The organism is Streptomyces sp. NPDC028308 (assembly GCF_055565855.1).
The window spans coordinates 30,844-57,775 of sequence record NZ_JBVHTO010000007.1 but is presented as its reverse complement, the minus strand read 5'-3'; the positions used below and the strand labels follow the sequence as shown (position 1 = coordinate 57,775).

Sequence of the window (26,932 nt, the reverse complement as noted above, 5' to 3'; positions counted from 1 at the left end):
GGCGTCCCCATCGGCTTCGGTGGTGGCCACCCGGTCGGTCAGCCGATCGACCGGGTGGTTACTGTGCAGTCACTTAAGGGTGCCGTCGTACGGCATCCTCTGTGACCGCACTCATCGGAGGCTTCCCATGGCTTCGCTCGACCCGGTACTCGACAAGGACGGCGTACGGCTCACCGTCGACGAGGCAGTCGCCACGGTGACGCTGACCAATCCGGCCAAGCGCAACGCCCAGAGTCCTGCTCTGTGGCGGGCGTTGACGCAAGCCGGGCGGTCACTGCCGGGCACCGTCCGGGTCGTCGTGCTCCGCGCCGAGGGCAAGTCCTTCTCCGCGGGGCTGGACCGGCAGGCGTTCACGCCCGAGGGCTTCGACGGCGAGCCGTCGTTCATCGACCTCGCGCGTGGCTCCGACGCCGATCTCGACGCGACCATCGCCGAGTACCAGGAGGCGTTCACCTGGTGGCGGCGCAGCGACATCGTCTCCGTCGCCGCCGTCCAGGGGCACGCCATCGGGGCGGGTTTCCAGCTCGCGCTCGCCTGCGACCTGCGCGTCGTCGCCGACGACGCGGAGTTCGCCATGCGCGAGACCAGCCTCGGCCTCGTGCCCGACCTCACCGGTACGCACCCGCTGGTGCACCTCGTGGGGTACGCCCGCGCACTGGAGATCTGCGCGACGGGACGCTCCGTCTCCGCCGAGGAGGCCGAGCGCACGGGCCTCGCCAACCTCCGCGTGCCGGCCGAGCAGCTCGACGCCGCCGTCCGGGACCTGACCGCCGCGCTGCTGGCGGCGCCGCGTGACGCCGTCATCGAGACGAAGGCGTTGCTGCGGGGGGCGCAGGGACGGTCCTACGAGGACCAGCGCACGGCCGAGCGCGCCGCCCAGGCCCGCCGCCTCCGCGACCTGGCCGGCACCGGCGACTGACCCGCCCGAGCAACCGCGGCCCGTCCACTCGCCTGGCCTACGGGGCTCCTCCGGCCGACCGCCGTCCGAGCGCGGGGTCAAGGGCCTGTCTACGCCGGCCACGCCCAGGCCTGGGCGAGCCGTCTCGCGAGCTGTAGACGCCCCGAGCCGGGGCGGGCGGTGCCTCGGCTTGTCCCCGTCTCCTGCCAGGGTCTGGGTGGCGGGCGCCTGAGCTGTCCGCCCGTTGCGTGCCGGGGGCGGATCGGCGGTGCCTCGGGGTTGTCCGCGTCTCCCGCGCGGGTCTGGGCGGGGCTGCACGAGTTGTCCGCCCGGTTCCGTGCCGGGGGGCGGACGGCGGCGCTGCCCTACGCCCGTGACTGGGCTGTGGGGCGCTGTGCGAGCTGTCCGCCCCGGCCTGTGCCGGGGACGGGGCGGCGGCGGCTCGCTGCTGTTCGTTCCTCCCGTGCTCGGAACGGGTGGACGGGCCGAGGGCACCGTCGGTGTCGGGCTCAGTCCGTCGCTGTGACCAGGACCGCCACCGACGGGTGGTCCGGCAGGGCGTCCGTCACCGCGGCGCGGACGCCGCGGGCGGTGTCGAGCGCGCGCGCGTCCGCCGTGACCGCGATCTCGACGCGGACGTGGCGGCGCGGCAGCGCGGCGCCGCCGTCCGCCGTGTCACCCGTCCGGTCCTCGATGTGCACCGGACGGCCCAGTACGTCCGTCAGACGGGCGACGCCCGGAACGGCCAGTGCGGCAGCGCCCGCGACGGACTCCTCGCCGTCCGCCGGCACGGCCGCGGGCCGCCGCTCGGCCTCGGCCGCCGCGGGCGCCTCCCCGTCCTCCAGGAGCCCCGTCACCCGCAGGTCCACCTCGGCGACCCGCAGCCCGAGCCTCTCCGTCGCCGCCGCGAGCAGCGCCGACCGCAGCCGGGCCGCCGTCGTCGGCAGGGGCTCCGCCCCCGGTGCCGTCGGGTCCGCCCAGGCCAGGAACTCCGCGTCCACGCGCAGGGGACCCGGCGGCAGGGCACTGGGCGGCGCCGGCACCGCGGCGTCGTACACCTGGTCGGGGTCGGCGAGCGCGAGCCTGAGCTTGCCGAGCCGGACACCGCCCACGGGGGCCGCCGCCCGCCGCAGCACCGTGTCGGCCGCGGCCTCCGTGATCCACGCCCCGTCGCGCGCGCTGCCCAGCGGCAGCAGCCTGCCGAGCCCCAGCTGATTCCGTACCGCCTGCGTCCATCGGTCCGCCGTCATTCCTCCAGACTGCCGCATCCCCGGCGCGAGACCACGCAACCCCGCTTACTGTGGGTGAAGAAGGACGAACGAAAGGGACATACGGCGATGACCGACATGACGGAGCGGAACAGGCCGGACAACCCCCAGGGCGAGTCCGTCGGAAGCACGCAGACGCGCAAGGAGAACGTGACCAGGCGTGGTGGCGGGGACCCGGGTGCCCGGGGCCGTACGACCATCGCCGACGGAGTGGTGGAGAAGATCGCCGGCCTCGCGGCCCGCGACGTACTCGGCGTGCACGCCATGGGCAGCGGCATGAGCAGGACCTTCGGGGCCATGCGCGACCGGGTGCCCGGCGGCGGCAGCGGCAAGTCCGTCACCCGTGGGGTCAAGGCCGAGGTCGGCGAGGTGCAGACCGCGCTCGACCTGGAGATCGTCGTCGAGTACGGCGTGTCGATCGCGGACGTGGCCCGTGACGTGAGGGAGAACGTGGTCGCGGCCGTCGAGCGCATGACCGGGCTCGAGGTCGTCGAGGTCAACATCGCCGTCAGCGACGTGAAGCTGCCGGACGAGGAGGACGAGGAGCCGGAGTCCCGGCTGCAGTGAATGCCGGATACCCGGACTGTTGAGGAGCGCACATGAGTGTGGCCGTGATCGGCATGATCGCCGGTATGGCGCTGGCCTTCGCCGGGTATTTCGGCGGTTTCGGGGCCTTCCTGCTGGTAGCGGCTCTCGGGGCCGTCGGCTTCGTGGTCGGGAAATTTCTGGAGGGCGACCTGGACCTGAACGATTTCATCCGCAGCCGCGACGACCGGCGGCGGTGACGCGTGCCGTCCCAGTCCAGCCGGCTCGGTGAGACCCGAAAGCCCGTGCAGGCCGTCGCGGCGGCCGAGCGGGGTGCTACGAAAATCGCCGACCGGGTCGTGGCGAAGATCGCCTCGCAGGCGGCCCGGGAGGCGCTGGACGCGCCGCCCGCCGACGCCGGGCGCCCGCACGCCTCGGTGGCCCTGCACCACGAGATCGCCCGCGTAAGGATCAGCCTCGAACTCCACTACCCCTCGGACATCGGCGGCCAGTGCCGGGCGGTGCGTCGTCACGTCGCCCAGCGGGTACACGCACTGGCGGGATTCGAGGTGCCGGAGGTCGCCGTCCACGTGGAGCGGCTGCATCCGGCACAGGCGTACGGAGCGGCACAGGGGAGGACGCAGTGAGCGAGCCCCGGGACCACGACGACCCGTCGGGAAGCACCCGACGGCTGCCCGTCCTGGAGAAGGACACCGAGGAGGGGACGGACGGCGGACCGGGCCGGTCCGCCTCCGCGGCCGACCACGAGCCCCAGCCCACCCTCGACGGCGAGGGCGGCCGCGCCGGCCGCTTCTGGTCCGCGCGCCGGGTGCCTGCCGGGATCCTGGCGCTGCTCGTCCTCGCGGGCACCGGCCTGCTCCTCTACGACATCGTGGCCGTACGCGCCGACCGCCCCGCCATGCAGTGGCGCCGGTGGCTGGCCCGTCAGCTCGACGAACGCCCGCTGGACGACACCTGGGTGCTGGTGGCCGCCGGGGTCGCCGCGGCCCTCGGCCTGTGGCTGCTCGTCCTCGCCCTGACCCCGGGTCTGCGCCGCGTGCTGCCGATGCGGCGCGCCCACACCGACGTCCGTGCCGGGCTGCACCGGGACGCGGCCGCCATGGTGCTGCGGGACCGGGCCATGGACGTCTCCGGGGTGCGCTCGGCCAAGGTGCGGGTCAAGCGCCGCAAGGTCGACGTCCGCGCGGTCTCCCACTTCCGTGAACTCGACGACGTACGCGCCGACTTGGACGCCACGCTGACCGACGGCATCCGGGGGCTCGGGCTCGCCCGGCAGCCCGGACTGTCGGTGCGCGTCGGGCGTCCCGGCCGGAAGGGATAGGTGAGGTCCGGTGCTCAGGGCCGTCAACCGTGTGCTGCTGGGGATCGCCGGGCTGGTGCTCGTCGTCCTCGGGGGCTCCGTGCTCGCCGTCGGGCTGGGACTCGACCCGCCCTCCTGGTGGATCTACGACGGGCGGCACGACGTGCTGCTCAGCGACGCCGACCGGACCCGGTGGCGGGACGAGGGCTGGTGGTGGCCGGCCGTCATCGCCGCCCTCGCCGTCATCCTGCTGCTGGCCCTGTGGTGGCTCGCGGCGGTGCTGCGGCGGCGCAGGCTCGCCGAGGTGCTCGTCGACACCGGCGACGGCGAGGGCGCGCTGCTGCGCGGACGCGCCATGGAGGGCGTCCTGGCCGGTGAGGCGGGGGACCTGGACGGCGTCGAGCGGGCCCAGGTACGGCTGACCGGGCGCCGTACCGGACCCCGGACGCGGATGCGGCTCGTGCTGGAACCGCACGCGGACCCCGGGGACACGCTGCACTTGCTGACCACGCGGGCGCTCGCGCACGCGCGTGACTCGGCGGGCCTGGCCGCGCTGCCCTCGGAGGTACGGCTGCGCGCGGCCAAGCACCGGGCCGAACGCGTCAACTGACCGCGCGGCCGGTGGCGCACCGGCATCCGCCCGGGAACCGGCTCCGGTACCCGGGCGGCGATCCCACGGTCGAGAGCCGGCCCGAGCACCGTCACCGGCCGCCCCACCTACGGGAAGCGCGCGGCTGAAACCCGTGCCGACGGGACGCGCGCGGCCTAGAACCCGTGCCGCATGCCGCCGTCGACCGGGAGCATGATGCCCGTCAGGTAGGACGCCGCGGGGGAGAGCAGGAAGGCCGCCGCGCGGCCGAACTCCTCCGGCCTGCCGTAGCGGCGCAGCGGGATACGGGACTCGTTGGCGGCACGGGTGGCCTCGGGGTCGGCGGACAGGGCGTCCAGCTCGCGGACGCGGTCCGTGTCGATGCGGGCCGGCAGCAGGCCGACGACGCGGATGCCGCGCGGACCCAGCTCGTCCGAGAGCGACTTGGCGAAGCCCGCGAGGCCGGGCCGCAGACCGTTGGAGATGGTCAGCCCCGGGATCGGCTCGTGCACGGAGCCGGACAGCACGAACCCGATGACGCCGCCCTCGCCGAGTTCCGCGGCGGCGGCGCGGGCCAGCCGTACGGCGCCCAGGAAGACGGACTCGAACGCCGCCGTCCACTGCTCGTCGGTGTTGTCGGCGACGAAGCCGGGGGCCGGGCCGCCGACGCTGACGAGCACGCCGTCGAAGCCGCCGAAGTGGGCGCGGGCCGCCTCGATCAGCCTCGCCGGGGACCCCGGGTCGGCGTTGTCGGCGGCCACCCCGACGGCGTTCGGGCCGAGCGCCGCGGCGGCCTCGGCGGTCTTCTTCTCCTCGCGCCCCGTGACGACCACCTTCGCGCCGTCGGCGACCAGCTCACGCGCGGCCGCGGCGCCCAGGCCACGGGTGGCTCCCGTGACGACGTACACACGGTCCTTCAGTCCAAGATCCATGGCTCCTATCCTGCCCTCTCGTCCGCGTACAGGGCGAGGGCGGTGTTCACCAGGCCGATGTGGCTGAACGCCTGGGGGAAGTTGCCCAGCTGGCGGCCCGCGACGGGGTCGTACTCCTCGGAGAGCAGGCCGACGTCGTTGGCCAGTCCCACCAGCCGTTCGAACATCCGCCGTGCCTCGTCCCCGCGGCCGATCAGGTGGAGGGCGTCCGCGAGCCAGAAGGAGCAGACGAGGAACGTGCCCTCGTCGCCGGGCAGTCCGTCGATGAGTGTCTCGTCGGTGGTGTAGCGGCGCACCAGACCGCTGTGGCCGAGCTCCCCGGCGACCGCCTCGATGGTTCCGATCACCCGGGGATCGTCCGGCGGCAGGAACCCGAAACGGGGGATGAGCAGCGTCGAGGCGTCCAGCTCCCGTGAACCGTAGGACTGCGTGAAGGTGTTCCGCACGGGGTCGTAGCCCCGCTCGCAGACCTCGCGGTGCACCTCGTCGCGCATCGCGCGCCAGCCCGCCAGGTCGCCGCTGAGCTTCGGGTCCTCCTCCAGGGCGCGGACCGCCCGGTCGGCCGCCACCCACGCCATCACCTTGGAGTGCACGAAGTGCCGGCGCGGTCCGCGCACCTCCCAGAGCCCCTCGTCCGGCTGCCGCCATGCCGTGCGCAAAAAGTCCATCAGCGCGACCTGCACCCGCCACATGTGCGGTTTCATGGGCAGGCCCGCGTGCCGGGAGACGTAGAGCGAGTCGATGACCTCGCCGTACACGTCCAGCTGGAGCTGGCGCACGGCGTCGTTGCCGACCCGCACCGGCGAGGAGTTCGCGAAGCCGGGCAGCCACGGCACCTCGTACTCGGTCAGCCGGCGCTCACCGGAGAGGCCGTACATGATCTGCAGGTCCGCCGGGTCGCCCGCGACCGCCCGCAGCAGCCAGTCACGCCATGCCTTGGCCTCGTCCAGGTAGCCGGCGGACAGCAGCGCGCCGAGGGTGAGGGTGGAGTCGCGCAGCCAGCAGTAGCGGTAGTCCCAGTTGCGGACGCCGCCCAGTTCCTCGGGCAGCGAGGTGGTGGGGGCGGCCACGATGCCGCCCGTCGGCGCGTAGGTGAGCGCCTTCAGGGTGATCAGGGAGCGCACGACCATGTCCCGGTGCGGGCCCCGGTAGCGGCAGCGTTTCGCCCACTGCTGCCAGTCGTCCAGGCTGCAGCGCAGCGCCTCGTAGGGGTCCACGAGCGGCGGGCGCTGCTGGTGCGAGGGGTGCCAGGTCAGCACGAAGGCGACCTTCTCGCCCGCGGCGACGGTGAACTCCGAGTGCGTGCGGAAGTCCTTGCCCCAGGTGCGCACGGGCGGATCGCTGCGCAGCCACACGGCGTCCGGACCCGCGACGGCCACCCGGTGGCCGTCCTCCCGGCGCATCCAGGGCACGACCGCCCCGTAGTCGAAGCGCAGCATGAGGGAGCTGCGCATGGTCACCCGCCCGCTGAGCCCTTCGATGACGCGTACGACGTCGGGGGCGCGTTCGCGCTGCGGCATCAGGTCGGTGACGCGGACCGCGCCCTCCGCCGTCTCCCACTCGGTGTCGAGCACGAGCGAGTCGGGCCGGTAGGCGCGCCGGGTGCAGGGGCCCGCCGCACCTTTGGGGGCCATGCGCCAGTGGCCGTGGTTCTCGTCGCCCAGCAGTGCCGCGAAGCACGCAGGTGAGTCGAACCGGGGAAGGCAGAGCCAGTCGATGGAACCGTCACGCCCCACCAGAGCCGCCGTCTGTTCGTCCCCGATGAGCGCGTAGTCCTCGATGCGTCGTTGCACGCAGGACGGGTTCCCGAGTGCGACGGCCGCCAATCGGGCCGCAGGAGTGGCACCCGGGTCCGGGAGCCGGCCGGGAACCGCAGGACGGAGCGGCGGAAGGCCCGCCGGGTCGCCGTCCGCGGCCGGGGACCGCCGTCGGGATCAGGCGGGCCCGCACCCGACCAGCGGCCTCAGACGGCCGCCGGTTCGGCCTCCGGCGCGGACTCCTTCGCGGCGGCCTCCGCCCGGTCCCGGCGCTCGCGGCGGACCAGGACGACCCAGCCCACGGGGACGCCCGCGGAGAACAGCCACCACTGGACGGCGTACGCCATGTGCGGACCGATGTCACCGTGCTCGGGGTCCGGGATCAGCTCGGGGGAGCCGCCCCGGGGGGCGGGCGAGGTCTGCTCGACGTAGCCGCCGAGGACCTGCCTGCCGAGCCGCTCGGCCTGCTGCGCACTGCTGATCAGCATGATCTGGCGGTCCGGCAGGCCCTGTACGTTCTTGATGCCGCTGCCGGCCGTCGTCTGGTCGGCCATCAGCCGGCCGGTGACGGTGATCTCGCCCTTCGCGGGCGCGGGGACCTTCGGGAACGCGGTCTGCACGCCGTTCGCGGGGATCCAGCCCCGGTTCACCAGCAGGACCCGCCCGTCGTCCAGGACGAACGGCGTCAGCACGTGGAAGCCGACCTCGCCGTCGGCGTTGGTGCGGCGGCGGACCACGACCTCGTGCGCGGTGTCGAAGGTGCCCTTCGCGGTGACCCGGCGGTACAGGTCGTCGTGTGCCACGGTCCGGCCGGGAGCGGTGAGCGACTCGGCGGGCACCGGCTTCGCCTCCAGCGACGCGGCGATCACCGAGTTCAGCGCCACCTTGTGCTCGTGGCGGTGCAGCTGCCAGAAGCCCAGCTCGATCATGGTCGGGATGAGCGCGAGCGTCAGGAGGGTGAGGATCACCCACTGCCGGGACAACAGGAAGCGGTACACCCCACGACGGTACCCCGCACGTGTCGGCCCCCGCCGGGAGGGTCCCGGCGGGGGCCGACAGCCGGGTTCGGCCGGGCTCAGACCTTGTCGATGATCCCCGACCTCCCCTCCGCGCGGGCGCAGTGGGCGCCGCAGTACCACTGCCCCTCGACCTCGACGCCCTGGCCGATGATCTGGACGCGACAGTGCTCGCAGATGGGGGCCATCCGGTGGATCGCGCAGGAGAAGCAGTCGAAGACGTGCACCGCGCCCTGCGCGTGCACCTCGAACGTCATGCCGTAGTCGTTGCCACAGACTTCACATCTCGCCATGCGCCACAGGGTGGAGCGCCGACGCGGCGCGGGCGAGCGGGTGGCGGGCGAGTCGCCCGGCAATCACCCGTCTGACGTCCGGCCGCGGGTGCGCCCTCAGGCCCCGGAGGCCGGCTCCACGTCCCGCAGCAGCTGTCCGAACGCGGCCTCGTCGACCACCGGCGTCCCGTACTGCCGTGCCTTGACGACCTTCGACGTACCCGAGTCCGGGTCGTTCGTGACGAGCAGGCTGGTGAGCCGGGACAGGCTCGTCGCGATGTGCAGCCCGGCCTCGACGGCGCGGTCCTCCAGCAGCTCGCGGTCGGTCGAGGTGTCCCCGGAGAAGGCGATCCGCATGCCCTGCTTGAGTGGTTTGCCCGCTTCGTACCGACCCGGGTTGGGGTACGGGCACGCGGGGCGCTTGCGGGACGGACGCCAGCTGCCCGCCCCGTATCCCCCGGAGGAGTACCCGCCGGAGGGCTGCCGGCCGATCCGCGGCGCGGCCGACCACTCGGTGAGCGGCCGGCATTCGAGCAGGGGCAGCCTGATACCGCCCCGCGCCGCCGCCCGCAGGCTCGGCCGGAACGCCTCGGCCAGTACGCGCGCGTCGTCCAGCGCGTGGTGCGCGCGCTGCTGGACGACGCCGAAGTGCGCGGCCAGCGACTCCAGCTTGTGGTTGGGCAGCGGCAGCCCCAGCTCCTTGGAGAGGGCGATGGTGCACAGCCGCTGACGCACCGGAGCCTCGCGCTCGGCGCGCGCGTACTCCCGGGCGATCATCGACCAGTCGAAGACGGCGTTGTGCGCGACGAGCACGCGGTCCGCGAGACGGGACGCGAACTCCTCGGCGATGTCGGGGAAGAGGGGCGCCCCTTCCAGCATCTCGCTCGTCAGTCCGTGGATCCAGACCGGGCCCGGATCGCGCTCGGGGTTGACCGTCGTGTACCAGTGGTCCTCGACCTCGCCGCGCGCGTCCAGCCGGTAGACGGCGGCCGAGATGATCCGGTCGTCCCGGGCCAGGCCGGTGGTCTCCACGTCAACGACCGCGTATCCCTTCGGATACGCGGCCGGCCAGGCGGCGGGGGACGCTGCGGTCGCGAGGTCTTCGAGCATGGTTCACGAGGATACGGGGCGGCGCCGACAGTGACGGTCCGGGTTCGCCGTCCGCCCGGTCGCCGGGTGCGCTGCAAAGGACGTCGACGGCGGCCTCCCTCGATGCCGTGCGGGCACGGGCTTCTGACGAACTATCAGGGCATTTACCATGAAAACGGGCGAGTCGGATTTCTCGCGTCTCCGCTCGTCGCCGGGGCCCGCCTCGGTCAGCCCCTCGTCAGGAGGCCGTCGACCAGGGCGCGTACGGAGAGGTCGAAGAGCCGTTCGGGGTCCGCCGGGTGCGCCAGGGCCCGGGCCAGCGCCGGATCGCCCCCGGCAGCGCCGGTGTCCCACAGGTCCGGCTCACCGGGGTGTTGCAGGGGCGCGCGTTCACGGGCGCGCTCCACCAGGACGTGCCCCACGACGTGGAAGGTGACGGCGTGGACCACCGACGCGGCCCGCGCCCCGCGCAGCCCCGCCGCGTGCACCTCGTGCACGAGCGCCTGCTGGGCGGGGAGGAACATCCGCTCCGTCAGGCCGCGTTCGTGCACCATCGCCACCAGGTGCGGATGGTCGAGCAGGTGCCGCCTCAAGGCGAGCGCCACGGACGCGACGCGCCGGGCGGGGGTCCGGCCGGCCGCCCGGATCTCGCCGAGGCCGGCGGCGGTCCGCTCGGCGAGCGCGTCGAGCAGCGACTCGCGGTTGCCGACGTGCCAGTAGATCGAGGTGACGGCCGTCCCGAGCTCGGCGGCGAGCCCCCGCATCGTGAGCGCCGCCGGACCATGCTCCTTCACGAGTCCTGCGGCGGTGTCCAGGACCGCGTCGCGGGTGAGTGCCGGTCTTCCCATGCCGCTCCCAAGTGCGTGTCGTGCACGTGTGTTTACCCTTCGCGAGGACTGCTGTAACTGTGTTACAGACCCACTGACGGACCATCACCAACCTTCGGCGAAGGGCGGTACGACATGGCACGAGTGCGGTACGGGGCGCGGACCGAGGCGGAGATCGCGTCCGCGCGCACCGCGAGGTCCGCGCTTCCCGACATCTGGTCCACCGGAGTGGTGGCCGTCTGGGAGAGCGATCCGGACGCGGTCGCGGCGGTGCTGCCGCCCCCGCTGAAACCCACCGGACGGCCACTGGTCCGGGTGAACATCAGCCGGGTCGACCTGGCCGGACATCCGCTGGGCGCGGGCTCGTTCGCCGTCGCCGCCCGGCACGACGACGTCGAGGGCTGGTATCCGCTCGTCATGCCGATGACCCAGGAGCGGGCCCTGACCGGAGGCCGCGAGGTCTTCGGTGAACCCAAGAAGCTCGGCGAGGTGACCGTCGAACGCGAGGGCCTCGTGGTCCGCGCCGCCCTGGCCCGGCACGGCATCGCGTTCGTCGAGGTACGTGGCGCGGTCAGCGGCGACCTCCCGCTGCCCGCCCCGGCACGGAGGACCGACTTCTACTTCAAGTTCCTTCCCGCCGTGGACGGTTCGGGGTTCGAGGACGACCCCGTCCTGGTGCACTGCCTGCGCGAGGAGAAGGTGCGCAGGCTGCGGCGCGTCACCGGGGACGTCGTCCTGCGGGAGTCGATGTACGACCCGGTCGCCGACCTGCCCGTGCGCGAGCTGCTGGAGATCACGCTCGGCGAGCGGACCACCGCCCAGCGGGGCCGGGCCGTGGAACGCGTGAGCGCCGGGGCCCTGCTGCCCTTCATCCACCAGCGGTACGACGATCCGCAGCAGGTCCTGGACGGCCCGCCCGCCGGAGGTGCCTGATGGACCTGCGCGAGGGACAGGTCGCCGTCGTCACGGGCGCGGCGAGCGGGATCGGCCTGGCGATGGCCCGCCGTTTCGCGGCCGAGGCCCTGAAGGTGGTGCTCGCGGACGTCGAGGAGGGCGCCCTGGAGAAGGCGGCCGCGGAGCTGCGGCGCGAGGGGGCCGACGTGCACGCGTGCGTGGTGGACGTCGCCGAGCGCGGGCAGGTCGTGGCGCTCGCGGAGTCGGCGTACGAGCGGTACGGCGCGGTGCACGTCCTGTGCAACAACGCGGGCGTCGGCTCGGGCGCCGAGGGCCGCATGTGGGAGCACGACCCCGCCGACTGGGAATGGGCCTTCGCCGTCAACGTCTGGGGGGTCTTCCACGGCGTCCAGGCGTTCCTGCCGCGGATGCTCGCCGCGGGGGAGCCGGGCCACGTGGTCAACACCTCGTCCGGCGACGGCGGCATCGCCCCTCTGCCCACCGCCTCCGTGTACGCCGTCACCAAGGCCGCCGTCGTGACCATGACCGAGTCCCTGTACGCCCACCTCAGGGCGGAACGCGCGCGCGTGAGCGCCTCGGTGCTCTTCCCTGGACCCCACATGCTGCGCACCGGCCTGTGGGAGTCGCACCGCAACCGCCCCGGCCGGTACGCGAAACGGCGCCCACGCCGCACCCCGTACCGCAGCCTCGGCCAGTGGGAGGCCGCGATGAGGGAGGCGGGCCGCGAGGTGCGGTTCACGCCCGTGGAGGAGGTGGCCGGCCTGGTCGTCTCGGGCATCCGCGCGGACCGCTTCTGGATGCTGCCGCCGAGCGAGCACAGCGACCGGCAGATCCGGGCCAGGTCGCGGTCGATGCTCGGCCGGACCAACCCGTCCTACCTGGAGGACTTCGTCCTCGACTGACGCGACCGACCCGATCGAGAGGTGTGCGATGACCGGATCCGACCAAGTGGCGCCAGTCGGCGACGAGTTGCGGACGGGGGCGGCGCACGACGGCGGGGACCCCTATCTGATCGTCTCCTCCGACTGCCACGCCGGACTGCCGACCGAGGAGTACCGGCCCTACCTGGACGCCCGCTTCCACCGGGAGTTCGACGAGTTCCTCGCTGGGCGCGAGCGGCGGCGCGCGGAGATGACCCGCCTGGGCATCCGCAACGAGGCGTTCGCCGACAAGTGGTTCCGCGACAACGAGGAGGGTCTGCGCGGCGGTTGGGACCCGGCCCAGCGCCTGAAGGAGCTCGACGGCGACGGAGTGGCGGCCGAGGTCGTCTTCCCCGACGCCGACGCGGTGGACAGCGGCACGGCCGCGCCCTTCGGCGTGGGCCTCGGCCTCTCCGGGGACCAGGACCCCGACCTGGGCATGGCCGGCGCGCAGGCGCACAACCGCTGGCTCGCGGAGTTCGTCGGGGAGAACCCCGAACGGCACTGCGGAGTCGCCCTGTTGCCCGTCACGGGCGAGGTCGAGCGGGTGGTCGCCGAGGTGCACCGGGCGAGGGAGTCGGGCCTCGGCGCCCTCATGATCCCGGCGATGTGGGTCGACAAGGCGCCCTACCACGACCGTCGTTACGACCCCGTGTGGGCCGCCGCCGCGGAGTGCGGGATGCCCGTGCTCACCCACTCGGGGGCCGCCCCGCGTCACGAGTACGGGGACCACCTGGGGATCTACGTCTCCGAGGTCACCTGGTGGCCCGCCCGCCCCCTGTGGTTCCTGCTGTGGTCCGGTGTCTTCGAGCGCCACCCGGGCCTGCGGTTCGGCGTGGCGGAGTCGGGCTGCTGGTGGCTGCCCAACCTCCTGTGGTTCATGGACCGCCTCTACCTCGGCGCGCACGGCGGCAAGAAGCTCTCGCCGTTCGCCGAACTGAGGCGGCCCCCGCACGAGTACCTGGACCGCCAGATCTTCGTCTGCGCGACGAACACCAAACGCCGCGAGCTGGCCCAGCGCTACGAGATCGGCGTCGACAACATCCTCTGGGGCAGCGACTTCCCGCACCCCGAGGGCACCTGGCCCGACACGCGCGCGTGGCTGACCCGCACCTTCCACGACATCCCGGTCGCGGAGACGCGCCGCATGCTCGGCCTGGCCGCCGCGGAGGTCTTCGGCTTCGACACCGGCGAGCTGGCCCCGCTCGCCCGGCGCATCGGACCCACCCCGGCCGACCTCGGCCAGAGCGAGGACCAGGCGGCCGTGGAGGCGTCCTGGGCGCGCTCGCGCGAGGTGGGCCGCCACTGGCTCACCGACCACGACTTCCCGGTGCTGGGGGCCACCTCATGACCGACCGGTACACGGTGATCTCCGCGGACTGCCACGCCGGAGCCGACCTCCTCGACTACCGGCCCTACCTGGAGTCCCGGTACCACGACGACTTCGACGCGTGGGCGAAGACGTACGTCAACCCCTACGCGGACCTGCTGGCCGACACCGCCGACCGGAACTGGAACTCCGGGCGGCGGCTGGCGGAACTGGCGGCGGACGGGATCGTCGCGGAGGTCGTCTTCCCGAACACCATCCCGCCGTTCTTCCCGTCGGCGTCGCTGATGGCGCCCGCGCCGACCGCCGGGGAGTTCGAGCTGCGCTGGGCGGGCTTGCGCGCCCACAACCGCTGGCTGGCGGACTTCTGCGCGGCGGCGCCCGGACGGCGGGCGGGCGTCTTCCAGATCCTCCTGAACGACGTGGACGCGGCGGTGGCGGAGATCCGCCGGGCCGTCGCGGCGGGCCTGCGGGGCGGGCTGCTGCTCCCCGGCACACCCCCGGGCTCGGGCCTGCTGGAGCTGTACTCGTCGGCGTACGACCCGATCTGGTCCGTCTGCGACGAGCTGGGAGTGCCGGTCAACCACCACGCCGGCTCCGCGTCCCCGCCGCTGGGCGACGAACCGGCGGCGCGGGCGGTGTTCATGGTGGAGACGACCTGGTTCTCCCACCGGGCGCTGTGGCACCTGGTGTTCGGCGGCGCCTTCCGCCGTCACCCGGGCCTCAGGCTGGTGCTCACCGAACAGGGCTCGGGCTGGATCCCCGGCGTGCTGGACATGCTGGACTACTACCACGGACGGCTGGTGGCCGCCGCCGCGAAGTCCTCCACCGCGGAGTCCAAGTTCGGTGCCGGTCTCGCGGACGCGATGGGCGAGGGGCCGTCCGAGGTGTGGCGCCGGCACTGCTTCGTCGGCGCCAGCTTCATGAGGTCGCACGAGGTGCCGCTGCGGGACCGCATCGGCCTCGACAAGATCATGTGGGGCAGCGACTACCCGCACGACGAGGGCACCCACCCGTACTCGCGCGAGGGCCTGCGGGCCGCGTACGCCGGACTGCCGCGAGAGGAGGTCGCGGCGATGGTCGGCGGCAACGCCGCCCGCGTGTACGGCTTCGACCTGGACCTGCTCGACCCGATCGCCGCCGAGGTGGGACCGACGGTGGAGGAGCTGGCCCGCCCGCTGACCGAGCCGCCGCCGGACGCCACGAGCCCGGTGTTCGCGAAGGGCGGTTCGGTACGGGTGTGGTGACGGGTCGGTACGCGCCCGGCGTCGTCCCGGGTGCGATCCTCCCGGTGTGACGGAACCAGTGCACGACGAGGCCCACGGCGGCGCGCTCGGCGCCCGGCTCAACTGGCTGCGCGCCGCGGTCCTCGGCGCCAACGACGGCATCGTCTCCACGGCGGGCCTCGTCGTCGGGGTGGCCGGTGCGACCGGCGAGCGCTCGGCGCTGCTGACGGCGGGCCTCGCGGGACTGCTCGCCGGCTCGCTGTCCATGGCGGCCGGCGAGTACGTCTCCGTGTCCACGCAGCTCGACTCGGAGAAGGCCGCGCTGGCGCAGGAGCGGCGCTAGCTGCGGGAGCAGCCGGAGGCCGAACTGGAGGAGCTGACCGAGCTGCTGGAGGCGCGGGGGCTGTCCCGCGCGGTCGCCCGCGAGGCCGCCGTACAGCTCACGGAACGGGACGCCCTGCGGGCCCACGCGCGCGTGGAGCTCGGCATCGACCCCGACGACCTCACCAACCCCTGGCACGCGGCCTGGGCGAGCTTCCTCGCGTTCACCGCGGGCGCGCTGCTTCCCCTGCTCGCGATCGTGCTCCCGCCCGACGGCCTGCGGCTGCCGGTCACCGTGGCCGGCGTGCTCGCCGCCCTTACCGTCACGGGCTGGGCGAGCGCACGCCTCGGCGCGGCCGGCCCACGCCGGGCGATCCTCCGCAACGTGGGCGGCGGCGCCCTGGCGATGGCGGTCACGTACGGAGCGGGGGCGCTGCTGGGGGCGGCGGGGGTGTGAGGGGGGCGGGGGGCTGCGGGGCGGCGGTGCGAGAGGCCCGGCACCACCGGGTCCACCACGCCTCCCAGGGGCGGCTACCTGGACCGCAACTTCGGCGGGATCCTCATCGTCCGGGACCGGCTCTTCGGCTCGTTCGTGCTTGAGACCGACCGGCCCGTCTACGGCCTGACCGAGAACATCGACACCTACAACCCCCTGCGCGTCGCCACCCACGAGTACGTCGCCATCGCCAGGGACCTCAAGGCGGCCCCCGGTTGGCGCGAGCGGGCCGGGCGGGTCCTGGGCGGCCCCGGATGGCAGCCCGCGCGGCCGGCCGCCACGACGACGCCGGTCACGGAACCCGTCACGTGAGACCACGTCTCGTGGGGCACCCTCGGCGAGCGTCCGGTGTACGCCCCGGCGTACGGTGAGGTGCGCTCGACCACCCCCCGAGCGCACCACAGCCGATCAGCCGAGAAGGACCCTCGCATGCGCGCCACCACCATCCACGCCCCCTACGACATGCGCGTCGAGGACGTTCCCGACCCCGTGGCGCAGCTGCCCACCGACGCGGTCGTACGGGTGCTGCGGTCCTGCATCTGCGGCAGCGACCTGTGGGCGTACCGCGGCGAGGCGGCACGCAAGCCGGGGCAGCGGATCGGGCACGAGTTCCTCGGCGTCGTCGAGGAGACCGGCTCCGAGGTGACCGGTGTGCGGCGTGGTGACCTCGTCGTCGCCCCCTTCATGTGGTCCGACGGCGTCTGCGACCACTGCCGCGAGGGACTCACCACCTCCTGCGAGCACGGCGGCTTCTGGGGCTCGGTCGGCTACGACGGGGGCCAGGGCGAGGCCGTCCGCGTGCCCTTCGCCGACGGCACCCTCGTCCGGCTGCCCAAGGAGGCGGCCTCCGACGAGCGGCTGCTCTCCGCGCTGCTCACGCTCTCCGACGTCATGGGCACCGGCCACCACGCCGCCCTCGGCGCGGGGGTGCGGCCCGGCGCGACCGTGGCGGTCGTCGGGGACGGGGCCGTCGGGCTGTGCGCCGTGCTCGCCGCCCGGCGGCTGGGCGCCGAGCGGATCATCGCGCTCGGACGCCACGAGGTGCGTACGGACATCGCGCGCCGCTTCGGAGCCACCGACGTCGTCGCCGAGCGCGGCGAGGCCGCCGTGGCGGCCGTGCGGGAGCTGACCCGCGGACAGGGCGCGCACTGCGTCGTCGAGGCGGTCGGCACCGAGCAGTCCATGAGCACCGCCGTGAACATCACCCGGGACGGCGGCGCCGTCGGCTTCGTGGGGGTGCCGCACGGCAGCGGCACCGGCCTCGACCTGAGCGTCATGTTCGACCGCAACATCGCCCTGCGCGGCGGCGTCGCCCCCGTCCGCGCGTACATCCCGGAACTGCTGCCGGACGTCCTCGACGGGACCATCGACCCGTCGCCCGTCTTCGACCGGACCGTCGGTCTGGAGGACGTCCCGGAGGGCTACCGCTCCATGGACGAGCGGACGGCGCTGAAGGTCATGATCGCCAACTGAGCCCGGGGCGGCCCGGCACTTCCGCCGGGTCCTCACCGGCTGCCGGGGCCGTGACCGGAGCCCCCGCACGCGCGCGCGTGCGGGAGCCGTACGCGCCCCGGTGCCGGCCGGCACGACCCGTCACCGACGGCTCACGTCCAGCGCGCCGGATCGGCACCCCAGGGGCCCGGCGGACGCGTCCAGTCACGCGGCCCGCCGTCGAAGACGACGGGGGACCGGGCGTACCGCAGCCGTCCCAGGGGCCCGTCGGTCAGCCCGAGCCACGGCTCCGGCCCCTCGTGGACGGCGTCCGCGGGGATGCCGTCCGGTCGCGGCGCGCCGGTCAGCCAGTGCGCCGTGCGGGCCAGCGACAGCCGCAGCAGCCGGGTTCCGCCCCGGCGCGACTGCTCGGTCAGCGCCCGCAGCACCGCCGCCGCGAGCAGATGGCCCGTGCCGTGGTCCAGGGCCTGCGCGGGCAGGGCGCCGGGCCGCCCGTCCGTGCCCTCGGTCACCGCGATCCCGGTGGCGGCCTGCACCAGGCTGTCGAAGCCCCGCCGCCCGGCCCACGGCCCGTCCTCCCCCCACGCCGACAGCCGCGCGACCACCAGGCCGGGCCGCCGCTCGGCCAGGGCCCGCGCCCCGAGCCCGAACCGGTCCAGCGCACCGGGCCGGTAGCCGGTGACGACCACGTCCGCGCGGGCGAGCAGCTCCTCGAAGGTGCCGCGGCCGGTCGCGAGGTCGAGGACGGCGGAACGCTTCCCGAAGCCGGTGTCCACGTGCTGGTCGGGCAGTTCGGGCAGCGAGGGCGCGTCCAGGCGCAGCACGTCGGCGCCGAGCAGGGCGAGTGTGCGGGTGGCCACCGGACCGGCGATGACCCGGGTCAGATCCAGGACGCGCAGACCCGCCGCCGGCAGCAGCGGGCCGCCGCCCGGGGCCGCGAAGTTCCGCACGGGCGCCTCGTCCAGCCGTTCCACGGCGACCAGGGGCATGCCCGCGACGGCCGCACCCTGCGCGTGGGCGGCCCATTCCGGCGTCGTCCGCAGGGCGACCGCGAGGCCCCCGGCCGCGGTCACGGACTCCTCGGCCACGGACGCCGGGCGCTCGGCGAGGGCCGCGCCGACCGTCTCCGCGTCCGCGTCCGCCGGCAGGCCCAGCGCGGCCGTCAGACGGGCCCGGTGGTGCGGGTAGTTCGCGTGCGTGCGCACCCAGCCGTCGGTGGTCCGCCAGAACCGCGACAGCGGCGCGAAGCCCACCGGGGCCCGCCCGTCGACCCGCAGGTGCCGCTCGCTGGTGAACGCCGTGGCGACCGCCCCGTCGTCGAGGCGCACGACGGGCACCGCCCCTCCGGTGCGGACGGCGGCCAGCTCGGCCGCCGCCAGCGCGCAGGCGCCGGCACAGCCCCGCGCCACCTCCCGTACGGGCAGCCGGGCGTCCAGCGCGCCGTCCCGTACGACGGCCGAGACACGGGAGATCAGCGCGGGGGCGCCGCCCAGCGCGTCCCAGGCGTAAGCCACAGGCGAGAGCGTCATACCGGCACTGTGCCGGGTGTACGGGATCAACATGCCCGCCGGGGCCCGGATCCGGTGCCCGGTGCGCGGGTACGGAGGACGCGGCGCCGCCGGAGAACGCGCGCCCCGGGAACGGCACGGGGGCCGGACGGCGTGCTGCCGTCCGGCCCCCGCGTGGCCGTGCGCCCGTGACTAGCGCAACGTCACTTCGTCACCGCGTCCAGCGCGTCCGCGGTGCCCCAGCCGTAGAACCCGTTGCGGTTCTTGGTGCCCTCGCAGACGGCGTCGATCTTGCCGTCGCCGTCGATGTCGTACGGGTCGGTGCACGGCGTGGCGTCCGCCTCCGCGTACAGCAGCGCCTTCACCAGGGCGGCGGAGGCGTGCGGGTGCGTCGACTTGATCAGCGCGGCGACACCCGCGACGTGCGGCGACGCCATCGACGTACCGGCCATGTAGCCCCAGCCGCCGCCCGGCAGCGGGCCGAGGATCAGACCGCTCGTGGCGGGCGGGGCCGGGGTCTGGTAGCGCGTCGAGTCGCCGCCGGGGGCGGCGATGTCGATGACACCCAGACCGTGGTTGGAGAAGGACGACTTGATGCCCTTCGCGCCCGTCGCGGCCACCGTGACCACACCCGGCAGCTGGGTGGGGATGTCGTAGCACTCGGACGGGTCGATCACCCGGTCGCCGGGTGTCGTGTCGTTCGGGGACGAGGGGTCGGTGATCTCGTCCGCGGCCAGGTCGTAGTTCTCGTTGCCCGCCGCCGCGACGTTGACCGCGCCCTTCTTCTCCGCGTACCGCGAGGCGCGGGTGATAGCGTCGACCAGGGCCCGCTGGTCCGGGTCGTCCTTGCAGTTGAAGTACCAGGGATCCGTGTAATAGCTGTTGTTGGTCACGTCGACCCCGTGCTCGGCGGCCCACACGAAGCCGCAGACCACGGCCTCCGTGTAGAAGAAGCCGGCGGTGGTGGACACCTTGATGCCGGAGACCTTCACGCCGGGGGCGACACCGGTGATGCCGACGCCGTTCTTGGCGCCCGCGATCTCGCCCGCGACATGCGTGCCGTGCGGGCTCTCGGCAGCGCTCGGCCGCCACGCCCCGTCGGTCGTGTCCGGCTTGCCCGTCACGCAGTTGACGGAGGCGTCGCGGTCGAAGTTCGGCGCGATGTCGGGGTGCGTGTCGTCGACGCCGGTGTCGATGACGGCGACCGTGACCTTCCGGCTGCCGAGCGACTTCTCGTGCGCCTTGTCCGCCTTGATGGCGGGCAGGTCCCACTGCAGGGGCTCCAACGGGTCCTGTCCGGCCACCGCTTCGACCCCGGCGACGTCCTCGGCGCTGAGCACCTTCGGCGTGCCGACGTCGGTGGTCGACTGGGCCGGCAGCGGCGCCGTGCGCGTGGCACCGGCCGACTGCACACCGGGCACCTTGCGCACGGTGGCGGCGAAGTCGGCGTTCGACGAGTGGACGACGATCACGCCGATCTGGTCGTACGACGTCACGATCGTGCCGCCGGCCTCGGCGATGGCCTTCTTCACGTGCGACGAAGGGCCGTGCCCGGGGCGGACGTTGACGACGTAGCTGAGCGGGGTCGCGTCCGCCGCCGTCGCCCGCGGCGCGGCGGTGTCCGCCGCCACGGCGCTGACGTTCGGCAGGAAGGCGAGGGCCGTCGCCATGGCCATCCCGAGGGGGACGGCTATCGCGCGGCGAGAGCGCGAGTGAGGCGCTGTCATGGTGTCTCCAGTTCGTTCGCGGTACGAGCTGTACGAGCCGTGCGGGAAGCTCACAGGGCGGAAGTCCGTTACGGGCGAGCCGAGTCCGGGACTACTTGACCGCCCGCAGCGCGTTGACGATGCCGAAGCCGTAGAAGCCGTTCACGCGCTTGCCGCCCTCGCAGGTGGCGTCCACGACACCGTCGCCGTCACCGTCGTACGGCGCCGACGGGCAGCCCGGGTTGTCGGCCTGCGCCTTGAGCAGCGCCTGGAGCTGGGCCGGAGTGGCGTGCGGGTGCGCGGACTTCAGCAGCGCGGCGACACCGGCGGCGTGCGGGGAGGCCATCGACGTGCCCTGCAGGAAGCCGTACTGGTTGCCCGGCATCGTGGAGAGGATGCGGCCGTTCTTCGACGGGGTGTCCGGGATCTGGTACTTGTCGCCGCCGGGGGCCGCGATGTCGATGACGCCGTTTCCGTACGTCGAGTAGTACGACTTGGCGCCCGTGACGCCCGTCGCGCTGACCGTGACGACACCCGGGAGCTGGGTCGGCACGTCGAAGCACTCGTGCGGGTCGACCGTGCGGGGGACCGGGGTCGAGTCGTCGGGGCTGGAGTCGTCGAGCAGGGCGTCCGAGTCGAGGTCGTCGTTCGAGTTGCCCGCCGAGGCCAGGTTGAGCGTGCCCTTCTTCTGGGCGTACTGCTGGGCCCGGTTCACCGCGTCGACGATCGCCCGCTGGTCGGGGTCGTCCATGCAGTTGTAGAGCCAGGGATCCACGTAGTAGCTGTTGTTGGTGACCTCGACGCCGTGGTCGGCGGCGAAGACGAAGGCGCAGACGACGCTCTCCGGGTAGAACAGCTCGCTGACCGGGTCGGCCACCTTGATGCCGGCGACCTTCACGCCCGGGGCGACGCCTGCGACGCCGATGCCGTTGCGGGCCGCGGCTATCTCGCCCGCCACGTGCGTGCCGTGGTAGTGGTCGGGGTTCGCGGGACGCCAGGCGCCCGGCGAGGTGTCCGCCTTGCCGCCGACGCAGTTCGCGGACTGCGAGGCCGAGAAGTTGGGGGCCAGGTCCGGGTGGGTGTCGTCGACGCCGGTGTCGATCACGGCGACGGTCACCTTGCGGCTGCCGGGGTTGATCTTCGCGGCCTTGTCGGCGCCGATCGCCCGCAGGTCCCACTGGTCGGCCTCGAGGGGCTCCTCGCCCGAGACCGTGGCGCCCGCCTCGGCCTTGGCCACCTGGGCGGCCGACAGGTACTGCGCGGCGCCCTCGTCCGTCGTCCCCGCCGCGGTCAGCGGCGCGGTACGGGTGGCGCCCGCGGACTGCACCCCGCGGACGGCGCGGATCTGCTTGCCGAAGTCGGGGTTGGCCGAATGGACGACGATCACGCCGATCTTCTCGTACGCGACGACGACGGTCCCTCCGGCCTTGGCTATCGCGCGCTGCACGGACGCGATCGTGCGGTGGTCCGTCCTGGTGTTGACGACGTACGCCAGCTCGGGGCTGTCCGTGGCGGTCGTGGCGGAGACGGACGCCGTGCCGGGAGCGGCCGCCGCGACACCCGGCAGCAGGCCGAGGGAGGCGGTCAGGGCCAGCGCGGCGGGTACGGCGAGCGCGAGACGGCGTCTGGAACGCAGATGAGCCATGGGATCTCCACATCATCCGGAAACGGGCACTGCCCGAACACAGGTGGTGCTCGGGCAGGTACATGACGGGGTGTGCAGGGCGAAGTTATCCCCCGCCCCACCTGGCCAGCAATGAAATACGACGACGACTTCTGAAAGAAGTGCGGGGAGTTGAACCGGTCCACGCGTGGCGCCGTGACCTTGAGCAGGGAGCACGAGCACGATCGAGCCCCCTGTCGGATCACGCTCGGGAGCCCTAACATCGCCTCCCGGTTCACGTGATCCACGTCACTGTTAGGTCAGAGCCGCCCATGTCCGTGCCCAGTCCGTCCCCGTCCCCGTCGGCGAACCCCAACTCGCCCCCGCCCACCGTCGCAACCGCATCCGCAACGCGAGGAGACTCCGTGGCCACCGACGCACCGCCCCCCTCGAAATCCCAACCCGCGCTCCCGTCGACCGAGGAGTTCGTCGAGGTCCAGCAGAGTGCGGAGTTCGGTGAACTGCGCCGCTCGCACCGCTCCTTCGCCTTCCCGCTGACCATCGGCTTCATCACCTGGTACCTGCTGTACGTCCTGCTGTCGAACTACGCGGGCGACTTCATGGGCACCCGGCTGTTCGGCAACATCAACGTCGCCCTGGTGCTCGGCCTCGCCCAGTTCCTCACCACGTTCCTCATCGCCTGGTGGTACGCGCGGCACGCCGCCGCGAAGCTCGACCCCAAGGCCGAGGCGATCAAGTCCCGGATGGAGGGCGGCGCATGAGCCCCGCGATCACCCAGGTCCAGCTCGCGGCGGGAGAGGCCAGTGAGCACCGGCCGCTGATCATCTCCCTGTTCGCCGTCTTCGTCGTCGCCACCCTCGTCATCACCGTCTGGGCGGGCCGCCAGACCAAGAGCGCGGCCGACTTCTACGCGGGCGGACGCCAGTTCAGCGCCTTCCAGAACGGACTGGCCGTCTCCGGCGACTACATGTCCGCCGCGTCCTTCCTCGGCATCGCGGGCGCCATCGCCCTGTTCGGCTACGACGGCTTCCTGTACTCCATCGGCTTCCTGGTGGCCTGGCTGGTGGCGCTGCTCCTGGTCGCCGAGCCCCTGCGCAACTCCGGCCGCTACACGATGGGCGACGTCCTCGCCTACCGCATGCGCCAGCGCCCCGTCCGGACGGCGGCCGGCGCCTCCACCATCGTCGTGTCGATCTTCTACCTGCTGGCCCAGATGGCGGGAGCGGGCGTCCTGGTGTCGCTGCTCCTCGGCATCACCAGCGACGGCGGCAAGGTCGCCATCGTCGCCCTGGTCGGCGTGCTGATGATCGTGTACGTGACGATCGGCGGCATGAAGGGCACCACCTGGGTGCAGATGATCAAGGCCGTCCTGCTCATCGGCGGGACCATCCTGATCACCTTCCTGGTGCTGCTGAAGTTCAACTTCAACGTCTCCGACCTGCTCGGCTCCGCGGCCGACAACAGCGGCAAGGGCAAGTCCTTCCTCGAACCGGGACTCAAGTACGGCGCGACCTCGACGTCCAAGCTGGACTTCATCTCCCTGGGCATCGCTCTCGTGCTCGGCACCGCCGGCCTGCCCCACATCCTGATCCGCTTCTACACCGTGCCGGACTCCAAGGCCGCGCGTAAGTCCGTGAACTGGGCGATCGGCATCATCGGCGGCTTCTACCTGATGACCATCGCGCTCGGCTTCGGCGCCGCCGCGCTCATCAAGCCCGAGGAGATCATCGCGTCCAACAAGGCGGGCAACACCGCCGCCCCGCTGCTCGCGCTGCACCTCGGCGGTGTGGACTCGACGTGGGGAGCGATCCTGCTCGCCACCATCTCGGCGGTCGCCTTCGCCACGATCCTCGCGGTCGTCGCCGGACTGACGCTCGCCTCGTCCTCCTCGTTCGCCCACGACATCTACGCGAACGTGATCAGGAAGGGCACCGCCACCGAGAAGGAGGAGGTCAGGGCCGCCCGCTACGCCACGATCGCCATCGGTGTCGTCTCGATCGGCCTCGGCGCCCTCGCCCGCGACCTGAACGTGGCCGGCCTGGTCGCGCTCGCCTTCGCGGTCGCCGCCTCCGCCAACCTGCCGACGATCCTCTACAGCCTCTTCTGGAAGAGGTTCACCACGCAGGGCGCCCTGTGGTCGATCTACGGCGGCCTGGTGACGGCGGTCGGCCTGGTGCTGTTCTCCCCGGTCGTCTCCGGCAAGCCCACCTCGATGTTCCCGGACGTCGACTTCCACTGGTTCCCGCTGGAGAACCCCGGCCTGATCTCCATCCCGGTCGGCTTCCTGCTCGGCTGGATCGGCACGCTCGTGTCCAAGGAGGAGCCCGACGCCGGCAAGTACGCCGAGCTGGAGGTCCGCTCCCTCACCGGCACCGGAGCGCACTGACCCACGCGTACGGCACGGCCCCGTCGCGACCCCCCGGTGGATCACCACTGGTAGGTCCCTACGACGGGGCCGTGCCGTACCTCGTGGGATCGGGCCGCCCCCGTTGTCGGTCCCGTCACGTAGGCTCGCAGTTGTCCGACAGATGTGCTTGGCACCGAGGGAGGGGGCCCACGTGCTCATCGACACCTACGGCCGGGTGGCCACCGACCTGCGCGTCTCGCTGACCGACCGCTGCAATCTCCGCTGCACGTACTGCATGCCGGAAGAGGGCCTGCAGTGGCTGGCCAAGCCCGACCTGCTCACGGACGACGAGATCGTCCGCCTCATCGACATCGCCGTCACCTCCCTCGGCATCACCGAGGTCCGCTTCACCGGCGGGGAACCCCTGCTCAGGCCCGGACTCGTCGGCATCGTCGAGCGGGTCGCCGCCCTGGAGCCGCGCCCCCAGATGTCCCTGACGACGAACGGCATCGGCCTCAAGCGCACCGCGTCCGCCCTGAAGGCGGCGGGCCTGGACCGGGTCAACGTCTCCCTCGACACCCTGCGCCCCGACGTCTTCAAGACGCTCACCCGCCGCGACCGGCACAAGGACGTCCTCGAAGGACTCGAAGCGGCCCGCGACGCCGGCCTCACCCCCGTCAAGGTCAACTCCGTGCTGATGCCTGGGCTGAACCAGGACGAGGCCCCGGACCTGCTCGCCTGGGCCGTCGAGCACGACTACGAACTGCGCTTCATCGAGCAGATGCCCCTGGACGCCCAGCACGGCTGGAAGCGGGAGGGCATGGTCACCGCCGGCGACATCCTCGCCTCGCTGCGGACCCGCTTCGAGCTCACCGAGGAGGGCGCCGCCGAGCGCGGCTCCGCTCCCGCCGAGCGCTGGCTCGTCGACGGCGGCCCGCACCGGGTCGGCGTGATCGCCTCGGTCACCCGCCCCTTCTGCTCGGCCTGCGACCGCACCCGGCTGACCGCCGACGGCCAGGTCCGCACCTGCCTGTTCGCCACCGAGGAGACCGACCTTCGGGCCGCGCTGCGCTCGGACGCCGCCGACGAGGAGATCGCCGGCATCTGGCGGACCGCGATGTGGGGCAAGAAGGCGGGCTCCGGCCTGGACGACCCGACGTTCCTCCAGCCGGAGCGGCCGATGTCCGCGATCGGGGGTTAAGGCCGCGCGGACTCGGACTCCCACTGGGTCAGCGGCACCACGTCCTTGAGGAAACCCCGGACGCTCAGGAACTGCGACAGGTGCTCCCGGTGCTCCTCGCACGCGAGCCACGTCTTGCGGCGCTCGGGCGTGTGCAGCTTCGGGTTGTTCCACGCGAGCACCCACACTGCGTCGGCGCGGCAGGCCTTGGCCGAGCACTGCGGTGTGGAGGGGGAGGGCTGACCGGGGAGCGGGAGGTTCACGCGTCCACCCTAGACGGCCCCACAAAGGCGACGCCGAGCAGCCACGGGGGGAGCTGCCCGGCGTCGGTCCGTCGCTCCGACGGGGGATGCGGAGCGCGTACGAAGTATGTCACGGGGGACCCGGTGCCCGGCACCGGAACTACATGATTGATCTGAGCTTTTCTTGAGCTTGGTACACGCTCCGGCACCCCGTCCCGTTCCGGATTCCGCTGATCCGCGGAGGTCAGCTCCGCTCGTGCGGCTCGCCCCGAAGACCCGCTCCCGGGTCCGCCGTCACGTCCTCGCGCACGGGTCCCGGCGCGGGTTCCGAGCCGTCATCCTCGCGCGGCGGCGCGATCATCGGGCGCACCGGGACGGTGACGAAGGTCGACGGGAGCGAGGGCGCGTTCTCCCGGCCGGCGTTGGCGATGACGACGGCGATGTAGGGGAGGAGCACCCCGAGGACCAGAGCGACCAGTGCGACGTGGCGCTCCACGTTCCAGAGGGTCGCGGCGAGGATCACGGCGACGGTGCGGACGCTCATCGAGATGACGTAGCGCCGCTGCCTGCCGCGTACGTCCTCGTCGAGTCCTTGCCTGGCTCCTGTGATCCGGAAGACCTGGCCGCTGTTCTGCTTCCGCATCACGTTCCACCACCTGCCTGTGTCGGACGCTCCGGTCCGTACCACCCGGACCCGGTCAGGGATCCGGGCCCGAACACGCTCCACGTTACGCCGCGGCTGCGCCGTCCTCGAGACCGGGGGCACCTCCCGTCCGGGGGACGGACTGCGCCGTACCGCGTATGGCTCCGCCCGACATGCGGCGTACGGGTGGCGGACCGAGACTGGCCGAAATGCTCACGCAGAGCCGTACTAGGAGGCAGCCATGGGCTGGTTGTGGGCCATCATCGTGGGATTCGTGCTGGGTCTGCTGGCCAAGGCCATCATTCCGGGCAAGCAGCACAGTCCGCTCTGGCTGACCACGATCTTCGGCATCATCGGAGCCGTCGTCGGCAACGCCATCGCCCGGGCGATCGGCATCGACGAGACCAGCGGCATCGACTGGGGCCGGCACGCACTCCAGCTCGTCGCCGCGGTCGTGATCGTCTTCTTCGGCGACATGCTCTACATGTCGCTGCGCGGCAACCGGCAGCGGCAGCGCACCTGACGAAGCGC

27 protein-coding genes and 2 pseudogenes are annotated in these 26,932 nt (G+C 73.0%); 17 read left to right on the top strand and 12 right to left on the bottom strand.

What is annotated here, in order from left to right; all coding sequences use genetic code 11:
- The first annotated feature begins 127 nt into the window (after positions 1-127).
- On the top strand, positions 128-919 hold the full coding sequence (locus ACZ4VA_RS17045) for an enoyl-CoA hydratase/isomerase family protein (protein ID WP_356174080.1): 792 nt from the start codon (positions 128-130) through the stop codon (positions 917-919).
- Positions 920-1,407: 488 nt separating this feature from the next.
- Here the strand turns inward: ACZ4VA_RS17045 and ACZ4VA_RS17040 are convergent, their stop codons facing one another.
- Positions 1,408-2,148 (bottom strand): nucleopolyhedrovirus P10 family protein, encoded by a 741-nt coding sequence (locus ACZ4VA_RS17040; protein WP_356239192.1) that lies wholly within the window; start codon positions 2,146-2,148, stop codon positions 1,408-1,410.
- An 87-nt stretch (positions 2,149-2,235) separates the two neighbouring features.
- Here ACZ4VA_RS17040 and ACZ4VA_RS17035 point away from each other — a divergent pair, with 87 nt between their 5' ends.
- Genes ACZ4VA_RS17035 through amaP form a run of 5 tightly spaced genes read left to right on the top strand, consistent with a single transcriptional unit; the run spans position 2,236 to position 4,622 of the window.
- Entirely contained in the window at positions 2,236-2,733 is a 498-nt protein-coding gene (locus tag ACZ4VA_RS17035) for an Asp23/Gls24 family envelope stress response protein (protein WP_355795689.1), read from the top strand.
- Positions 2,734-2,765: 32 nt separating this feature from the next.
- On the top strand, positions 2,766-2,951 hold the full coding sequence (locus ACZ4VA_RS17030) for a hypothetical protein (RefSeq protein ID WP_355795692.1): 186 nt from the start codon (positions 2,766-2,768) through the stop codon (positions 2,949-2,951).
- Positions 2,952-2,954: 3 nt separating this feature from the next.
- Complete coding sequence (locus tag ACZ4VA_RS17025; RefSeq protein WP_356239195.1) at positions 2,955-3,338, top strand: Asp23/Gls24 family envelope stress response protein; 384 nt, start codon at positions 2,955-2,957, stop codon at positions 3,336-3,338.
- Positions 3,335-4,033, top strand: a complete 699-nt coding sequence (locus tag ACZ4VA_RS17020) for a DUF6286 domain-containing protein (protein ID WP_355795187.1) — start codon at positions 3,335-3,337, stop codon at positions 4,031-4,033. The genes ACZ4VA_RS17025 and ACZ4VA_RS17020 overlap by 4 nt, the downstream gene beginning before the upstream one ends.
- 10 nt (positions 4,034-4,043) lie before the next feature.
- The gene (amaP, locus tag ACZ4VA_RS17015; protein WP_356174091.1) at positions 4,044-4,622 is read left to right on the top strand and encodes an alkaline shock response membrane anchor protein AmaP; all 579 of its coding nucleotides are present in this window, start codon (positions 4,044-4,046) and stop codon (positions 4,620-4,622) included.
- 155 nt (positions 4,623-4,777) lie between these two features.
- Here amaP and ACZ4VA_RS17010 read toward each other — a convergent pair whose 3' ends face one another.
- From ACZ4VA_RS17010 to ACZ4VA_RS16985, 6 genes are all read right to left on the bottom strand, one after another.
- Positions 4,778-5,533 (bottom strand): SDR family oxidoreductase, encoded by a 756-nt coding sequence (locus ACZ4VA_RS17010; protein ID WP_355792483.1) that lies wholly within the window; start codon positions 5,531-5,533, stop codon positions 4,778-4,780.
- 5 nt (positions 5,534-5,538) lie between these two features.
- Positions 5,539-7,326 (bottom strand): glycoside hydrolase family 15 protein, encoded by a 1,788-nt coding sequence (locus tag ACZ4VA_RS17005; protein ID WP_355792480.1) that lies wholly within the window; start codon positions 7,324-7,326, stop codon positions 5,539-5,541.
- A gap of 170 nt (positions 7,327-7,496) precedes the next feature.
- Entirely contained in the window at positions 7,497-8,288 is a 792-nt protein-coding gene (locus ACZ4VA_RS17000) for an SURF1 family cytochrome oxidase biogenesis protein (RefSeq protein ID WP_356174097.1), read from the bottom strand.
- Positions 8,289-8,365: 77 nt separating this feature from the next.
- Positions 8,366-8,599: a hypothetical protein gene (locus tag ACZ4VA_RS16995; RefSeq protein ID WP_356174100.1), complete on the bottom strand. Its 234-nt coding sequence runs from the start codon at positions 8,597-8,599 to the stop codon at positions 8,366-8,368.
- 96 nt (positions 8,600-8,695) lie between these two features.
- Positions 8,696-9,688, bottom strand: coding sequence for a DEDDh family exonuclease (locus ACZ4VA_RS16990; RefSeq protein ID WP_356239200.1), 993 nt, complete (start codon positions 9,686-9,688; stop codon positions 8,696-8,698).
- 206 nt (positions 9,689-9,894) lie between these two features.
- A complete protein-coding gene (locus ACZ4VA_RS16985) occupies positions 9,895-10,515 on the bottom strand; it encodes a TetR/AcrR family transcriptional regulator (protein WP_355787838.1) in 621 nt (206 codons plus the stop codon).
- Between the two features lie 114 nt (positions 10,516-10,629).
- Between ACZ4VA_RS16985 and ACZ4VA_RS16980 the strand changes: the two genes are divergently transcribed.
- From ACZ4VA_RS16980 to ACZ4VA_RS16950, 7 genes and pseudogenes are all read left to right on the top strand, one after another.
- Positions 10,630-11,427: an acetoacetate decarboxylase family protein gene (locus ACZ4VA_RS16980; RefSeq protein WP_355787835.1), complete on the top strand. Its 798-nt coding sequence runs from the start codon at positions 10,630-10,632 to the stop codon at positions 11,425-11,427.
- Positions 11,427-12,311 (top strand): SDR family NAD(P)-dependent oxidoreductase, encoded by an 885-nt coding sequence (locus ACZ4VA_RS16975; protein ID WP_356239203.1) that lies wholly within the window; start codon positions 11,427-11,429, stop codon positions 12,309-12,311. The genes ACZ4VA_RS16980 and ACZ4VA_RS16975 overlap by 1 nt, the downstream gene beginning before the upstream one ends.
- 28 nt (positions 12,312-12,339) lie before the next feature.
- On the top strand, positions 12,340-13,680 hold the full coding sequence (locus ACZ4VA_RS16970; protein ID WP_389390729.1) for an amidohydrolase family protein: 1,341 nt from the start codon (positions 12,340-12,342) through the stop codon (positions 13,678-13,680).
- Complete coding sequence (locus ACZ4VA_RS16965; RefSeq protein WP_356239206.1) at positions 13,677-14,903, top strand: amidohydrolase family protein; 1,227 nt, start codon at positions 13,677-13,679, stop codon at positions 14,901-14,903. Before ACZ4VA_RS16970 ends, ACZ4VA_RS16965 begins: the two co-directional genes overlap by 4 nt.
- A gap of 46 nt (positions 14,904-14,949) precedes the next feature.
- A pseudogene (locus ACZ4VA_RS16960) lies at positions 14,950-15,660 on the top strand (VIT1/CCC1 transporter family protein).
- Between the two features lie 41 nt (positions 15,661-15,701).
- Positions 15,702-16,011, top strand: a pseudogene (locus tag ACZ4VA_RS16955) (sterol desaturase family protein); the annotation flags it as partial.
- Between the two features lie 117 nt (positions 16,012-16,128).
- The gene (locus ACZ4VA_RS16950; RefSeq protein WP_356174114.1) at positions 16,129-17,172 is read left to right on the top strand and encodes a zinc-dependent alcohol dehydrogenase family protein; all 1,044 of its coding nucleotides are present in this window, start codon (positions 16,129-16,131) and stop codon (positions 17,170-17,172) included.
- A gap of 131 nt (positions 17,173-17,303) precedes the next feature.
- Here the strand turns inward: ACZ4VA_RS16950 and ACZ4VA_RS16945 are convergent, their stop codons facing one another.
- From ACZ4VA_RS16945 to ACZ4VA_RS16935, 3 genes are all read right to left on the bottom strand, one after another.
- The gene (locus ACZ4VA_RS16945; protein WP_356174116.1) at positions 17,304-18,680 is read right to left on the bottom strand and encodes a CoA transferase; all 1,377 of its coding nucleotides are present in this window, start codon (positions 18,678-18,680) and stop codon (positions 17,304-17,306) included.
- Between the two features lie 182 nt (positions 18,681-18,862).
- On the bottom strand, positions 18,863-20,386 hold the full coding sequence (locus tag ACZ4VA_RS16940; RefSeq protein WP_356174118.1) for a S8 family peptidase: 1,524 nt from the start codon (positions 20,384-20,386) through the stop codon (positions 18,863-18,865).
- 91 nt (positions 20,387-20,477) lie between these two features.
- On the bottom strand, positions 20,478-22,010 hold the full coding sequence (locus tag ACZ4VA_RS16935; protein ID WP_402383334.1) for a S8 family serine peptidase: 1,533 nt from the start codon (positions 22,008-22,010) through the stop codon (positions 20,478-20,480).
- Between the two features lie 383 nt (positions 22,011-22,393).
- Here ACZ4VA_RS16935 and ACZ4VA_RS16930 point away from each other — a divergent pair, with 383 nt between their 5' ends.
- The 3 genes from ACZ4VA_RS16930 (at position 22,394) to moaA (ending at position 25,537) form a co-directional block, all read left to right on the top strand.
- Positions 22,394-22,750, top strand: coding sequence for a DUF485 domain-containing protein (locus ACZ4VA_RS16930; RefSeq protein ID WP_355783420.1), 357 nt, complete (start codon positions 22,394-22,396; stop codon positions 22,748-22,750).
- Entirely contained in the window at positions 22,747-24,375 is a 1,629-nt protein-coding gene (locus ACZ4VA_RS16925; RefSeq protein ID WP_468081856.1) for a solute symporter family protein, read from the top strand. Before ACZ4VA_RS16930 ends, ACZ4VA_RS16925 begins: the two co-directional genes overlap by 4 nt.
- Positions 24,376-24,547: 172 nt before the next feature.
- On the top strand, positions 24,548-25,537 hold the full coding sequence (gene moaA, locus ACZ4VA_RS16920) for a GTP 3',8-cyclase MoaA (RefSeq protein WP_355783414.1): 990 nt from the start codon (positions 24,548-24,550) through the stop codon (positions 25,535-25,537).
- On the opposite strand, the gene ACZ4VA_RS16915 is transcribed toward moaA, so the two are convergent.
- On the bottom strand, positions 25,534-25,779 hold the full coding sequence (locus tag ACZ4VA_RS16915) for a hypothetical protein (RefSeq protein ID WP_402383324.1): 246 nt from the start codon (positions 25,777-25,779) through the stop codon (positions 25,534-25,536). The genes moaA and ACZ4VA_RS16915 overlap by 4 nt on opposite strands.
- A 223-nt stretch (positions 25,780-26,002) precedes the next feature.
- Positions 26,003-26,401 (bottom strand): DUF3099 domain-containing protein, encoded by a 399-nt coding sequence (locus tag ACZ4VA_RS16910; protein WP_355783409.1) that lies wholly within the window; start codon positions 26,399-26,401, stop codon positions 26,003-26,005.
- Between the two features lie 241 nt (positions 26,402-26,642).
- On the opposite strand from ACZ4VA_RS16910, the gene ACZ4VA_RS16905 reads away from it, so the two are divergent.
- Positions 26,643-26,924, top strand: coding sequence for a GlsB/YeaQ/YmgE family stress response membrane protein (locus tag ACZ4VA_RS16905; RefSeq protein WP_355783406.1), 282 nt, complete (start codon positions 26,643-26,645; stop codon positions 26,922-26,924).
- Positions 26,925-26,932: the final 8 nt, after the last annotated feature.